The organism is Paenibacillus sp. FSL K6-2393, assembly GCF_038002545.1.
GTDB lineage: Bacteria > Bacillota > Bacilli > Paenibacillales > Paenibacillaceae > Paenibacillus.
The window spans coordinates 4,149,610-4,164,529 of record NZ_JBBOCU010000001.1 but is presented as its reverse complement, the minus strand read 5'-3'; the positions used below and the strand labels follow the sequence as shown (position 1 = coordinate 4,164,529).

Annotated in this window: 14 protein-coding genes; 11 read left to right on the top strand and 3 right to left on the bottom strand. The window is 44.1% G+C overall.

Annotated features, from left to right (window positions below; genetic code table 11):
- The first annotated feature begins 153 nt into the window (after positions 1–153).
- The 5 genes from MHI14_RS18170 to MHI14_RS18150 all read left to right on the top strand — a co-directional run bounded on the left by MHI14_RS18170 (position 154) and on the right by MHI14_RS18150 (position 3,463).
- Positions 154–411: a YolD-like family protein gene (locus MHI14_RS18170; protein ID WP_036608707.1), complete on the top strand. Its 258-nt coding sequence runs from the start codon at positions 154–156 to the stop codon at positions 409–411.
- Between the two features lie 100 nt (positions 412–511).
- Positions 512–631, top strand: a complete 120-nt coding sequence (locus tag MHI14_RS18165) for a hypothetical protein (protein WP_017688846.1) — start codon at positions 512–514, stop codon at positions 629–631.
- A gap of 156 nt (positions 632–787) precedes the next feature.
- Positions 788–1,291, top strand: coding sequence for a ferritin (locus MHI14_RS18160; RefSeq protein ID WP_076217026.1), 504 nt, complete (start codon positions 788–790; stop codon positions 1,289–1,291).
- Between the two features lie 471 nt (positions 1,292–1,762).
- Positions 1,763–2,503, top strand: coding sequence for a polysaccharide deacetylase family protein (locus MHI14_RS18155; protein WP_249910925.1), 741 nt, complete (start codon positions 1,763–1,765; stop codon positions 2,501–2,503).
- Between the two features lie 48 nt (positions 2,504–2,551).
- Positions 2,552–3,463: a hypothetical protein gene (locus MHI14_RS18150; RefSeq protein WP_341130956.1), complete on the top strand. Its 912-nt coding sequence runs from the start codon at positions 2,552–2,554 to the stop codon at positions 3,461–3,463.
- 179 nt (positions 3,464–3,642) lie between these two features.
- On the opposite strand, the gene MHI14_RS18145 is transcribed toward MHI14_RS18150, so the two are convergent.
- The 3 genes from MHI14_RS18145 to MHI14_RS18135 form a co-directional block, all read right to left on the bottom strand.
- The gene (locus MHI14_RS18145) at positions 3,643–4,242 is read right to left on the bottom strand and encodes a response regulator transcription factor (protein WP_289392230.1); all 600 of its coding nucleotides are present in this window, start codon (positions 4,240–4,242) and stop codon (positions 3,643–3,645) included.
- A complete protein-coding gene (locus MHI14_RS18140; protein WP_133384507.1) occupies positions 4,239–5,387 on the bottom strand; it encodes a sensor histidine kinase in 1,149 nt (382 codons plus the stop codon). The genes MHI14_RS18145 and MHI14_RS18140 overlap by 4 nt, the downstream gene beginning before the upstream one ends.
- Before the next feature lie 87 nt (positions 5,388–5,474).
- Positions 5,475–6,533 (bottom strand): fatty acid desaturase, encoded by a 1,059-nt coding sequence (locus MHI14_RS18135; protein WP_091016855.1) that lies wholly within the window; start codon positions 6,531–6,533, stop codon positions 5,475–5,477.
- 373 nt (positions 6,534–6,906) lie between these two features.
- Here MHI14_RS18135 and MHI14_RS18130 point away from each other — a divergent pair, with 373 nt between their 5' ends.
- From MHI14_RS18130 to MHI14_RS18105, 6 genes are all read left to right on the top strand, one after another.
- The gene (locus tag MHI14_RS18130) at positions 6,907–7,746 is read left to right on the top strand and encodes a YitT family protein (protein WP_062834072.1); all 840 of its coding nucleotides are present in this window, start codon (positions 6,907–6,909) and stop codon (positions 7,744–7,746) included.
- A 536-nt stretch (positions 7,747–8,282) separates the two neighbouring features.
- Positions 8,283–9,524, top strand: a complete 1,242-nt coding sequence (locus tag MHI14_RS18125; protein ID WP_341130955.1) for an ROK family transcriptional regulator — start codon at positions 8,283–8,285, stop codon at positions 9,522–9,524.
- 36 nt (positions 9,525–9,560) lie between these two features.
- A complete protein-coding gene (locus MHI14_RS18120; protein WP_341130954.1) occupies positions 9,561–10,613 on the top strand; it encodes an ROK family protein in 1,053 nt (350 codons plus the stop codon).
- A 49-nt stretch (positions 10,614–10,662) separates the two neighbouring features.
- Positions 10,663–11,886 carry an MFS transporter gene (locus MHI14_RS18115; protein ID WP_240661826.1) on the top strand — a complete coding sequence of 408 codons (1,224 nt, stop codon included), beginning with the start codon at positions 10,663–10,665 and terminating at the stop codon, positions 11,884–11,886.
- 21 nt (positions 11,887–11,907) lie between these two features.
- On the top strand, positions 11,908–14,151 hold the full coding sequence (locus MHI14_RS18110; protein ID WP_341130953.1) for a helix-turn-helix domain-containing protein: 2,244 nt from the start codon (positions 11,908–11,910) through the stop codon (positions 14,149–14,151).
- A gap of 236 nt (positions 14,152–14,387) precedes the next feature.
- Entirely contained in the window at positions 14,388–14,762 is a 375-nt protein-coding gene (locus tag MHI14_RS18105; protein ID WP_341130952.1) for a hypothetical protein, read from the top strand.
- The last annotated feature ends 158 nt before the right edge of the window (positions 14,763–14,920 follow it).

The window sequence follows — 14,920 nt, the reverse complement described above, 5'->3', positions numbered from 1 at the left end:
GAGGTATCACGGTTAACGGTAACTTGCCTGAGGAATTTGCTCATTCTGGATGCCATGAGATTACACGAACGTAAATGAATGGTATACTAATTGAATATGAACTCGGCAATCAACCCGTGGAATCGGGACGTCGGAGTAGAGGAGGCAGCCACATTGGCAAAAGCAAAAGTAGCAAAAAGACCTACACGGGATGAGTTTGAACTTGAAGAGTTGGGAAACCAGCTGGTTGAAGCCTTTCGGGAACGTTCGGAAGTACTGTTGACGGTATGGGGCAAGGAAGATCAGGTACAAGGAGTCATCGTCAAAATGGACTCCCGTACACGACTAGTGCATGTAGAGTATACCGAAGAAGAGTTCACAGCGAAGGTACCTTTTCTGGATATCATGCGTGTGCAATCTCCCCGGTACTGAACGAAAAAAATAGCAATCTGAATAATTAGGGCATCCGCCCTGTCAAAGTCGTTCTTCCTGCATAAGATAACCCATACCTGTTGCAGAGGAGGTACGGTCAATGAGCGAAGTATTAGGTGGAGAAACAAGAGGCTACGGATACGGAGGTTTCACTTCTGTAGGTGCCATTCTGGTTCTGTTCATCCTGTTGGTTATCATCTCCAAAGCGTTCTTGGTATAATTGCATATCTCTAAAGAATGAAAGAAGCTCTGCCATCATGGCAGAGCTTTTTTGTTCGTTCAGTCATTGGCGAATTTTGTAGAAAATCGGTGTTAGTCCTGCTTACGTTATGTTAGAATATAACCATCCCTAGAGAAAGAAAGAGGTGTTTTGATTATGAGCCAAACGTTAACAGAATCTTTAAATGAACAGATGAACTTTGAGTTTTATTCCGCTCATGTATATCTGGCTATGGCAGCTTATTGTTCCAGCAAAAGTCTGGATGGATTTGCGAACTTCTTTATCGTGCAAGCGGAAGAAGAGCGATTCCATGGCATGAAAATATACAAATTCCTGAATGATCGTGGTCAACGTGCCACACTTGCGGCTTTGCCAGAACCGAAGAATGAATATGCTTCGATGCTGGATGTATTTGAGCATGGTTATGCTCATGAACAGCAAAACACGAAAAAATTCTACAATCTGGCTGACATCGCTCTGAATGAACGTGAACATGCAACGATGTATTTCCTGAAATGGTTCATTGATGAGCAGGTTGAAGAGGAAGCATTGTTTGACAACATTATTCAGAAGTTGCGCCGCATTGAAAAAGACAGCAATGCCTTCTACATGCTGGATGCCGAGTTTGGCAAACGTTCGTTCACTGCTCCTGCTGAATAACTTTTACGTAGGAGTCGATAAGATTCCAGCGTCAAAACACCATGTACATACAGCATAAGGTAATGATCCTGAATGCAATGGGGGCAATCTCCTTGCAAGGGATGATGGTTTGATGCCATATGCTGATTGAAGACATAGAAGCCTGCACTTGTGCAGGTTTTTTTGCATGCAACGATATTTAATGATTGTATTGATTTGCTTGAATTGGAGTAATAGTCTATCAAAATTCTGAATGTGGGTAATAGAGGATATGTCACAATTGATCTATCCTGGCGGGATCTTATTTTGCGCAAATCTATCAAATTCGTATTAAATTTTAGGTTTATCTGACAAAAGTGTAACTCTACCGTAGCCTTTGGAGCGAGAACAGGAGCCACTATCTTTGATAGTATTAGGATTAATCGCCAAGGGATGAAGGTAGAAAAACATGGACACCCGGGGAAATATAACACATAAGGGAGACTTTTAATTATGCTACATATTCGTAAATCTATCATGGTCACACTTGCTATTTTACTAATCATTCCACTCTTATTGCCGCAGTCGGTATCTGCCAAATCAGCTGCATCCAAGGATGGTGCAAGCAAAGTAAATTCCAAAATCATATACCTGACGTTTGATGATGGGCCAACCGCTCATACGGGTCAGTTACTGGATATTCTGGATCAGTATAATGCGAAGGCAACGTTTTTCATGCTGGGTCCTCAAATGGAGAAATTTCAGAAGGCTACCAAACGAATCGTAGCTGACGGGCATGGGTTGGGTCTGCATGGTGTGTCTCACGTTCCAAGCAAATTCTATAAATCTGCATATAGCGGATTAAAAGAGATGCAGCAGGCCAATGTAAGTCTGAACAAGGTTGCCGGAGTTAAAACAAGTCTCGTGCGAACGCCATATGGTAGTAAACCTTATCTCAAACCGGCATTCCGTAATGTACTGCTGGGCCAGGGTGGATTCCATCTATGGGATTGGAATGTCGATTCGGAAGACTGGAAATACAAGAAAGATCACCAGAAAGTCTATAACAGTGTAATGAAGCAAATCCACAATGTGCAAAAGAGCGGAACAACACCAGTTGTGCTTATGCACGACCAGGAAGCAACGCTGAAAGTATTACCGCAAGTGTTGAAAACATTGAAGGCAGAAGGGTATCGTTTTGAAGTATTAAGCAAAAAAGTGCAGCCGGTTAACTTCTGGAACGACAAGCGTTAATCTTTTTAATTTTTCTACAGATTGGCTACAACGAAGGAGGCACACATCATGAAGAAACAACCATTATGGATCACGATTCCAGTAACGACAGCCGTTTTACTTGCTCTGGCAGGATGTGGAGGACCGGATTCAAATGCAGCATCTTCAGAGAATAGTTCTTCACCAACGACAACAGTGGGTGAGCAGACCGAGACCGGCAGCGGTGGTGCTGATTTCTCTAATGAAAATGAAACAGGAACCAAAGAGAACACGGGCACAACAGATAATGAAGACACATCAGGATCGAAGGCAAATGACAACCAAGTTGCCACGGGTCAATCAGGTGTGAATGATGTGATCAAGCAAGTTCGCAACCAGTTGAAGATGAAGGATGCAGCGTTACCCACTTCATTCACATTGGACAAGGGTACATCTTTGGGTGCTGCAATACTGTCCAATACTGCTGATGCATTTAAGGTAAACTTCTACGCTACCACTCAGTCTGTTGCCATTAATGATCAATCTTTAACTGCATCCGACAGTAAGATACCTGTACTGGCTTCCTATGAAGTGAAGACCTATAAGGACCCGAATCAGTCAGAAATTTTCCCTGAGACGGACCTGAAAGATATTCCAGCAGATATGGCAGTGGATCTGGGACATGGCATCAAAGGCATCAGTGAAGGTGCCGCAGGCAGTCAATATCTGACTTGGCAAGAAGGTAGATGGACGCTGGAAATTCGTTCGGTTTCCGAAGATGAAATGAATAATCTGGGCATAGCGAAGAAAATGGTGGAGTACCTGGAGTCAAATACGTTGCCTGTACCCAAAGATAAAGGGTATATCAAGGTTGAATATCCAAATGGTGGAAAGTCTGTTCATGTAACGATCTCATGGCAGGACGGTAACCAAATTCATCAGCTTAAGACCGATCAAGTGCCATTAGAAGCTCTTGGCATGGTTGTATCTGTGAAATCTTAAGTGTTTTACGGATATTCTGCAATGTAGAAGAGATGAGTGTTGGATTGTGACGATACACATAAAAAAGCTTGGCCCAGGAAGAAATTGCTGGGCCAAGCTTTTTATTTTGAGTATGTTATCGCAGCTTATGCAGCCGGGACACATGTTTATTTTTGTTTCAGTGGGTTAAAGCGGTACTTTCATTTGAACCACCCTTTTTCCTTGGAGCGAGTGATGGCCTCAATGCGGTTACTGGCATTTAACTTGTTGAGAATAATGGAGATGTAGTTACGCACTGTTCCCGTTGTGATGAAAAGATGCCCGGCGATTTCCTTGGTGTTTTTCCCATCTGCCATGAGGCCTAGTACGGCGTTCTCCCGTTCTGTCAGGGGGTTTTCTTCTACATAAGCTTCATCTACCAAGTCGGGAGCGAAGATGCGTCTGCCATTCATAACTTGGCGGATCGACTCGGCAAGTTCTTCAATTGGACTGTCTTTGAGCAGGTAACCACGGACACCGCCCTTTAGGGCACGTTCGAAATATCCGGTCCGGGCAAAAGTGGTCAGGATAATGACCTTACAGCTCATTCCTTTGAGTTCTTCTGCGGCTTCAAGGCCGCTTTTCACGGGCATTTCTATATCCATCAGACAGATGTCTGGTGCAAGCTCCTGGACAAGGGAGAGGGCTTCCTGGCCGTTGCTGGCACGTCCGACGACTTCCATATCTTCCTCCAGATTGAGGAGGGAGGACAAGGCGCCGAGCATCATGCGCTGATCTTCCGCGATTACAATTCTAATCATGATTCTGCCTCCTTTATCGGTTTGCGGACGAGTTTTGGAACATGAATAATGATCGCTGTACCCGGGATGTCTGTCGCAGAGCGAATATCCAGACAACCGTTCACAAATTCAAGTCGTTCCTTCATGCCCAAAATTCCTGTTCCGCGCCGATCCTGTTTGCGAGTTCGTTCTATTCCAACACCGTTATCTTGAACGGTTAATACATTATCCGCTAGGGTTTCCTTAATGATGATGGTACAGGTTGTTGCCTGACTGTGTTTGACGACATTGGTGACGGCTTCTTTCAAGCACATACCGAGCACATTTTCATTCAATTGTGATGTATCCTGTAACTTCGGATTGCCTTCCAGCACAAAATCAATCGAAGCGGCCTTCAGAATCTGCTCCGCTCGAAACAGTTCATCAACCAATTGTGTACCACGCATGGTGGTGACCATTTCCCGGACCTCTTTCAGAGCTGTGCTTGCCGTTTGTCTAAGGTCGTTCAATTCAATCTCGGCCTGATCGGGATTATTGCGGAGCAGCCGTCTCGCCAGATCGGTTTTCAGACCGATGAGAGAGAGCTTCTGTCCAAGTGTATCGTGCAGGTCACGAGCGATACGCTGGCGTTCTTCCATTTTTACGAGATCATCAAGTCGCTTGTTCGCATTCTCCAATTGGCCTTCCAAATGTTCAGTTTTGTTTTTGTTATACGTACTGATTGGGAGCAGGATGGAGGCCATTAAGCTGATGAATACAAACGGGAACTGACTCACGAGCAATGAACTCTGATTGATAAAACCATAATTAATGGTTAGGAAGCTGGCTCCCAAATTCACCGAGTATAAGGTGAAGAAACCGGCTTTATTTTTAATATTCCCAATAAAAAAAGCAAGAAACAATGAGAAGTAGGCATAATCATAGGCGATCGTCATCGTAATGGATATGGCAATGAGCAATCCAATCCACATGTATACCTGCCAGCCTTTGGTGATGAAAGCGAGCAGATAACAGACGAAGAAAACGAGAATGATAATAATACCTGTTACCATCGTCCATAATTTGGAATATTGTGAAATGTAATAGAAGGGCAGGATGAAAAAGACGAGCCATACATAAGGATTTAACCCTGTATTTTTATAAAAAATCTGCATCCACTTTTGAATGTAATTCTCCTCCTTGCACTTGTACTCAACTTTAGCATGACTGTAGCATGACTATGGCTTGAACACAAGAAAACGAATCCGACAGAGTTAAGGCTTCTCTGTCAGACCCGCTGGATTCGTTACTCGGATAGGCGGTTGAACATACGGCTTGCGGGACAAGTTTTTGAGCTGTCTGAAGCTAATAAACTGTTTAGAATCTTCATCCCACAGACGGAAGCGAAGGGCAACCAGACTGGAACGTAGTGTAATAGTAGTTGCTTTTTGCAAGGGTGGTGTTGCGTTATGTGCTTCTTCCAAGAAATAGTTAGGTACACGTGGGCTCAAGTGATGCACATGGTGAAACCCGATATTACCACTGATCCATTGCAATAATTTTGGCAATTTGTAATAAGAACTGCCTTCAACAGCTGCTTTTACATAACTCCACTCATCTTCATGTTCAAAATACGTCTCTTCGAACTGATGTTGAACGTAGAACAGCCAGATACCAAAGAAACCGGAGAAGAAGAAGATAGGTGCCTGCACCATTACAAAAGCCTGCCATCCGACTAACCAGGACATGAATGCATAGAGCACTACGATTAATACTGTAGTCAGATGTGTGTTGATACGTTCTTTACGTCTTGCACCTTTGCGGTTAAAACGGTAAGCCAACAGAAACACGTAGATAGGTCCGATACAAAACAATACAAACGGGTTACGATAAATCCGATAGAAGAGGCGTCCCCAAGGAGAAGCTGCTTTGTATTCGTCAACCGTCATAACCCAGATATCACCTACACCACGTTTGTCAAGATTACTGCTTGTCGCGTGATGGATAGAATGCTCGTTTTTCCACTGCTGATAAGGTGTGACTGTTAATACACCCGTAATGGTACCGAGAATATCATTGGCGCGTTTGCTCTTGAAGAACGAACCATGACAGCAGTCATGGAAAATAATAAAGGTCCGAAGTACAAATCCGGATGCCACCAAAGCAATCGGGAAGGTCAGCCAGTAGGAAACCGATAAGCTAAAGTAAGCTGCAGCCCATAACAAGAAGAGCGGGAGCAATGTATTGATTAACTGACGGATACTTAATCTGAGATCATTTTTTTCGTAAGGGGTAACTTCTTTTTTTAAGGCCATTTCTTTTGATCTGTTCATAAAATTGTGTCCTCCTCAATCGTTATAACTGTAATCAGCTACAACTTGGCGTTTCCCGCTAGACTTTCCTGTAGGAAGCATTTTTATCATTGTAAAACAATCCGAACATGACAGTAAGTCATAAACGTCAGCCTTCTGTAATGATGAATATCAATGACGGACCATGACATTTGTCATGGGTGTATGATGCTCAATAGCTCTGCAGAAGACGGAAGAGCAGGTTTTACAAATTCCTTTGCACAAATTACGCAACAATTTGTATTATGTATACAAATTTTGTTGAGAGCATGGTAAAATCTATCTTTGAGTGGTTATGACAACTTATGAGACGGGTCGATTAGGTTGATTTCTGATGGATTGGATGGAATGCATAATGAAGAAACGAATTACGGATATCCTATTTATTATGGCAGGTGCATTTCTGTTTGCACTGGCGGTGAACCTGTTTGTCATCCCGAACGATTTGGCTGAAGGCGGCGTCACGGGTATCACGATTATTTTGTATTACCTGTTTGAATGGTCCCCTGGACTGATGAACTTGATTCTGAACGGTATTTTGTTAATTGTGGGATATCGGTTTCTTGATAAAACGACTACGGTATATACGATTATTGCGGTGGTATTCAACTCGTTGTTCCTGCATCTGACGGAGAGTTGGACGATTGCATCGGATGAACTCTGGATCAATACCATTTTTGCTGGAGTATTTGCCGGTCTTGGTATTGGCTTAATTGTTAGAGTGGGAGGCACAACGGCGGGAACAGTGATCCTGGCCCGACTTGCCAACAAATATCTGGATTGGAATATCAGTTACGGACTTCTGTTCTTCGATCTGATTGTGGCTTTCTCCTCATACTTCATCATTGGGCCACAAGGATTAATGTGTACAATTGTCTTGCTGTTTGTCGGAACCAAAACAATGGAGTTCATTATTGAAGGGCTCAATCCGAAAAAAGCAGTCATGATTATCTCTTCCAAACAGGATGAAATCGCGAAGCAAGTTATTGAGAAGATGGATCGCGGAGTAACCGTCCTGTCTGGTCATGGCTATTACACGAAAAATAAGAAAGAAATTCTATACATTGTGATTAGTAAGCAGGAAGTTTCTATGCTGAAGAAGATTGTACGAGCGGAAGATGAGATTGCTTTTATCACCATTCATGACGTGCGTGATGTATTCGGTGAAGGATTTATTGAACTCTCCAAAACTTAATGAATATGTATATAAGGAAGAAAGGAGTTGCGGTGAAATATCACCGCAACTTTTTTGATAGGTTAATGGTATCCGGTATTAATCTAGTTCAAATAGAAAGAACCCTTCTCTATAGAGAAGGGCAAAAGAATATTAATAATGTTTTCTTTTTTTGACTGGACAATATTCAACAGTGACACAACAATGTTTTTTACACTTTGTAGGGACATATTTGATTTTGGTAACACAAGTTTTCGTAATTTTTTTGTAAAAACACTTTGGTCTTGGATGATGACATTTATGATGTTTTCTATACATATTAAAACCTCCCTGATCGTGATAAGGTATTATATGACCGCGTCACTGTTTCGGAAATGTATAAACGTCTATTATTGTATAATAATTCCTTTATTAGGCTTTTGTGTTACAGGTGAAGGTTGGTTCTTTCTAGTAAGAGAGTGCAATGACAAAAAGCTGTACACCTACCAAGCACGATGATATATTGAATTTAATTAATTTGTTAATAAACTTAACTAACTATAAGAGGAGGCGATAGCATGGCTGGCACACCGCAATTTATCCGCAATCTGAATGAAAATCTCATTATGGATGCCCTGATAACTCAGGGGACCATGTCGAGAGCGGATATCAGCCGTCAGACAGGACTTAGTAAACCAACGGTGTCTTTGGCAGTCGAACATCTGATTAACCGTAATCTGGTAAGGGAAATGGGGCCAGCTGACAACGCTCAGGGTCGCAAAGCAACCCTCATTCGTTTCAATGAAACGGCTTATTATGTCTGTGGTATAGATATCGGCGCAACACGTATTCGGATTGCATTATCCGATCTGAATGGAGAGATCATTACCTATCAAACATATCCCATGGTTGTTCAAAAAGTTTATGAACGAGCAGAAGCAACGATGCTGGACCTTCTTCGAAGCCATATGAACGAATTGCTTGATGAGAATCATCTGAACTGGGATCAGATTCAGTGCATCGGGTTTGGTATACCAGGCGTAGTGCTGCCTGATTCAGGGCGTATCCATCGTATTGTGGACCCGTTAGCGGGTCTGGAAGAAGCTTTCTCTCTAGAGTCGTTGTCAGGAGCTTTTCCCTGTGAAGTAATCCTGGAAAATGATGTGAATCTTGCGGCACTTGGGGAGTATCGGAGTGGTGCAGCAGCAGGTTATCCCTTGTTTGTTTTTTTCTCCATCGGTACAGGGACGGGAGCTGGCATCATGGTAGATGGCCAACTGCTACGAGGTCTTGGTGGCTTAACTGGAGAGATTGCAGAGATGCTGATGGAGGATGGTCGACGTCTGGAGGAAGTGTTATCAGCTGATGGTCTGATGCAACTGGCGAATCTTCATCTTAATCCGCACGATGAACTAATGGAAGTAGCTGGTTCTTCTGATATGGACGCGGATGTGGATGGAAAAGTACATATAGTTGCAGATGATCTTCACAGATACCTGACTCCCGAAAAGTTATTTGAAGCTGCACGCAGTGGAGAAGTTGAGGCGTTAGACATTCTACAACAATACAGCCAGATGATTGCTTCAGCTCTGCGTCAGATTAGCGTTGTGCTTGCTCCAGATCTCATTGTGCTTGGCGGAGGCGTAGGAGGGAACGGCGATGTGTTATTGCCTGTACTAAGGCAGATCATATCTGAGCAATTCCCGGTGCAACCACAGTTAATCTGCTCCAAGCTTGGTGAGCAGGCTGTTGTCACTGGTGCGGTGCAGGTGGCCATCCAACAAACGATGCTGAACCTTCAGCAGGAAGCGTTGGACTAAGAGAATGGATATACAACATGTGAGGAGGAAAACGGGATGACAGAATCCGTGAAAAACGTAAGTAATGATGATCTGTCCAATCAGGATGGTACGGTTGGAGGTGATCGATCCGGTTGGATAGCAGGTGTTGACATTGGAGGCACCAAAACATTAATGCTCATGTCATCACAACAGGCTGGAAGTGAAGTTCATGAACGTATCTTTCCTACTCTTGCCAGTGATCAGCCGGATGAGTTCTTCCGATGGTTATTCGCTGAATTGGAAACATTCTGCCGCGAAGTTGGATGCAGTCTGGATCAACTTAACGGTGTAGGCTTGGGATTCCCTGGTGTGATTTTGCAGGAGGAGGGAATACTGCGAAATGCTCCAGCTTTTCAGTGGCCTGAGCATGATATTCGCCCTGTGATTGCAAAGTATTATAGCGGGAATATCATGTTGGACAATGATGTGAATCTGGCTGCAATGGGAGAATATGATCAAGGGGCAGCACAGGGACATCAACACTGTGTGATGGTCACGGTTGGAACAGGCATTGGAGCTGCTCTTATCCTGAATGGACAGCTCTACAGCGGCCAGAATGGAGCAGCAGGTGAGATTGGGCATTTCATTGCAGGAGACGAAGGGCTTCATACCGGTTACGTTGCAGATGCGGATTCCTTTGGCGTATTTGAGCAAGTGACTTCAGGTACGGGAATTACCGAACAGGCGAGGCGTTATTTTGCTGCTGGAAAGGGAAGTTCCTTATCCCTGATCATGAGTCTGGCAGGAGGGGAAGCGGAACAGATTGAAGCCAGGCATGTATTCAAAGCAGCCGAGTCAGGTGATCTTGCTGCCCTGGAGATTCTGGAACTGCCCATGCGTTATATGGCTAGAGGTTTGGCGAATATTACGGCTTTACTCAATCCTTCCATCATAGTGATCGGTGGTGGCGTGGCTGCATCCAACCCATCCTATTATCTAAATGAAGTGCGCACACGCCTCCAACGTTACACCGTTCTGCCTACACTTTTAGCTGTAGCTGAACTGGGGAACAAAGCAGGAGCAATCGGGGCATTGGCTGCAATCAAGTCGAGTCTGAAACGCACATAAAAATAGAGAATAGGCGAAGCAACTACAGAAATAAAGGATGGAGATCCGGATGAGAAGCAGACATATGAAGGCTTACACAGAGAAAACAAAAGCCGATTCCAATGATGCAAAACGTGTTTTACTCCAATTGCAGGGCCTATATCTGTTTATGGGGCTTGCCGGGGGGATGTTTAACCCGTACATTAATCCCATTTTGGTTGCACAAGGTTTTTCCAGTAAAGAAACCGGATTTATCATGGCGTTTGGCACACTTGTATCCATTATTCTTCAACCTATATGGGGAATTCTGGTAGATAAGTTTAAAAAGACACGGTTCGTCCTGGTGATAAGCCTGCTTGTTCCTGCATCGTTAGCGTACTTCTACAATATTCAAGTGTACTTTATATTAATATTGATTTATACTTTATGCACTATATTCCAAGTGACTCAAATACCCGTTGCTGACTCCTATGCGGTTACAGCCGCGAGAGCCGCAAACACCTCATATGGCATGATCCGACTCTTCGGCAGCATAGGAACGGGAGTTGGTGGATTTGCCGCAGGGATGTATCTCTCCCAGTTTTCCATTCACATGTTATGGCTGCCATTTCTCCTGTTTAACATTCTGAGCGCTATACTGGCAAGTACACTTCCCCGGCAGACGAGTATCTCCTCGTCCTCGGTAACCTTCTCCGTAGGTTTGGCAAGATTGCTCCGAAACCGGACATTCCTTCTATTTCTAACAGGTTGTTTCCTGGTTAACCAAACGCTCACTGCGTTTAACTCCTTTTTTGTTATTTCATTTCAGATGGCTGGCGGTTCTGTGACGATGACAGGTACAGCGCTATTGCTTGCATCGATTACCAATGTTCCATCCATGTTGGCAGCAGCATTCATACTCCGAAAATGGGGACATGAACGGACGATGCTGCTTGCAGCCGGGGCGTATATGTTACGTTGGGGGATACAATGGCTATGGCCGACACCTGAGGTCATGATTGGCGTTCAGGTGCTGCATGGGTTATCCTTCGGATTCTTCTATATCGCAGCAGTGGAATATGTGGCTTCCGTTACGGGACGGGAGATGCAAGCCACAGGACAAAGTTTATTTAACATGGTGTTTGCTGGCCTGGGCGGAATTGTTGGTAATATGCTTAACGGATATTTACTCGATTCCGGCGGTCCATCACTGATGTATCTGGCTTGCACGATCAGTGCGGCACTAGGATCAGTGATTCTGTATATCGTCAGCAGGCAGGCCAAAGAACAGAGAAGAGCATACTCATTAGAATAGAGATGGAAGGAGTTGGAGCCTATGAAAGTAAATCTGAAGCGGAATTGGCACACCAAGTTGATGTATTCGTATTTTCCTATTTTTCTGCTTACGATTTCCATTCTGATCTTTCTCTCCTTCCTGATTGTCAACGAACTCTCACGTAACGAAACACAAAAAGCCGACATGATCTCCACCCGCTATATCGTGGATACACTGGAGCGATCGCTAAGTGACATTGAACTTCGCTTGCTTGAAGACATTGGTGCGAACAAAACATATAGTCGCTTTCTGGAAGCTGAACAGGGACAATTATCGAGTCAATTCATCTATGATGCAGCAAGTGGGCTGGGACGTATGCTGGATCAGCAGGATATGATTCAATCCATTTATCTCTATCGCATGTCCGATTCCCAGATTCTTACGCCCAGAGGCATGATGCGTTTGGAAGATTTTGAAGATCGCGCCTATATTGAGCAAGCTTTGAAAGATCGGGAGAATCTCGGTTGGAACTTGCCACGTGATTATAAGGAACGTTCCTTCGACGTACCTTCACAGGTGATTAGCATGAATAAGTGGCTTCCTTTGCCGTGGGGCGGGGAAGGACTGCTCGTCATTACCATCCGCATGTATGCAGTAGAACGGCAGATTGATAACATGACCAATGAAAAGTTATCTGTTCTTCAGGTTCGGGACAAGAGCGACAATCTGATCTATACCGCGCATCAAATGGACCCTTCTGCAGGTGAAATCCTTAATCGTGTGACTGCGGACAAGCTTGGTCTGGTCTTTGAGAGCGGCATTCAATCCGGACAGCTGTATTCATGGGTATCACTTGTCTCTTATGTGTGGATCGGTATTGGATTATTAACGATTGTTGGTGCAGTGGCGGGACTAATCTACATTACGCGCAGAAATACGCGGCCCATCCAGCTCATCATGAATCGAATTCAGGCGTTACAGCCACGTGCTGAGGAGGATGAAGCAGCACCATCCGTCAAGGATGAACTGGCACTCATCGACCGTGCGCTGGAACATCTGATTGCTCAGACGGTTGACTATGAGAAACAACATCATGAAAACTTGCTGATTCATCGCAGACAGTTGCTTGTTGACCTGATGGAAGGAGAGCGAATGGATTCGTTCCGTCAGCGACTTCGCCATCTGCAACCACTAGAGGAACGATTCATGGAACCGAAGAGTGTTGCTGTCCTCATTGCGGAGATGAATGGTGACGATCTCTCGACCAATCAGAATATTCTGAAGATTGCGCTCATGAACGTAGTGGAAGAACTTGTGCAGAACGAGACTCAATTCGGTGGTTGGGCTGAATGGTTTGGGAACCGCAGGCTTATTGTGGTGATTGCGTCGGATGAGCAGGAAGGACTGGACCGTGAATTGCTTATGGATCTGGCTAAGCAGATGCATATGTGGATTGCGGAAAACTTCCGCTTACGGTTTACGTTCGGGATTGGACGAACCGTATCGGGCTGGGAGGAAATTACTCGATCCTATGCGAGTGCAGATGCGGGTTTGCAGCATAGACTTACCCTTGGTAAAGATGCCATCGTTCTCAGTGAGCAACTGCCCGATCGTATTGAGCTGCAATCGTACAAGTATTTGCAGATGCTCGCAGACTTTGTCCGTGAATTCAGACTAACCGGTGATGGTTGGCGAACGCAGCTGGATCAGATGTTTGTTGCGTTCAGCGAAGATCAGATTACAGATAACGATATTCGCATGTTGCTGCAGGCGTTAATCCAGATGTTGTCCCGTGAATTCGGGGAGCTGTCTGAGCGGTTGCAAAGCCAATTTGCCGAGGAAATCCTGACTCGTCTTCGCAGTGATATCCAGCAGGTGGAGACACTGGAGGGAATTCAAGAGATTTTGCAGGAGTGGCTTAAAGAGGTTTATCGCAATTATGTATCTGTAAATGAAACGAAAAGTCATCGCGCGATGATCAACGAGCTGCGGATTTATATTGAAGAGCATTTTGATGATCCGGATCTTTCGCTGAAACATCTGAGTGATCGGTTCCAGATCTCGGGTAAATATGCGAGTTATCTGTTCAAGGAAGAGTTTGAGATGAAGTTTGTTGATTTTCTGGTGAAATTGAGGGTCGAAAAGGCCTGCCGTCTGTTGTCTGCATCCGATATGGCTGTTCAGGATATTGCTCTGCAAGTGGGTTATGCCAATGCCATCTCTTTCGGCAGAGTATTTAAACGGATTATGGGCGTGACACCAGGGGACTACCGCAAGCAGAGTGGTAAACCAGGGGATCAATAACGATATGGATCGTGTTAGAACATCCAGGTATCGGGTGAAATCCAATTAATCCTAGAGATATCTATGAAATCTCCTGTATGAAGGAATAAGGTCCGTACCTTATCGTCCTTTGCAGGGGATTTTTTGGATGTTGAATACAACATCTTAGGCCCATTAAGCTGGTGCGTTAAGGAATTTTACGAATGACCTATACTAGCATTATGACAATCCATTAATTCATAGGGAAGAAGTTGAAGATGATGTATACATACGGACAGCAAGTGTGGGGATCGGTAGATATCAATAGGCGGGTTACCATTACAGCAAGCAATAATACATTTACATTTCAGGTAGATAACTCGTCATATACGATAACTATACCTGTGGGCACCTACACGACAAGTCAACAAAGGCATGAATCCGAACTTATTCAGGCCATTTCGAAGGCAGGGGCGGCTCAGAACATTCCTGTACGATTTATTTTGGGCGGAATGCATTATGATGAGAAGTATAATGTATTGATTTTGGAACATACGGATACGAACAACGAACATGTTATCGATCAATTTGCAGGAAATGCCATCGATACGTTGTTTGGTCAAGTGAAGTTTAATCTTCCACCGAGGAATTAGTACGTCGAAACGTTCTACACGTGTTGCTAAACAAGGAGATCACATAAGATGTGGTCTCTTTTTCTTTTTTTGAAGAGAGATTCAATGGAAAAAGGATTATTGCAAGATGGGTGATGCCAAATTAGGCATGAGAAATCGATCTTAATACAACATTATAT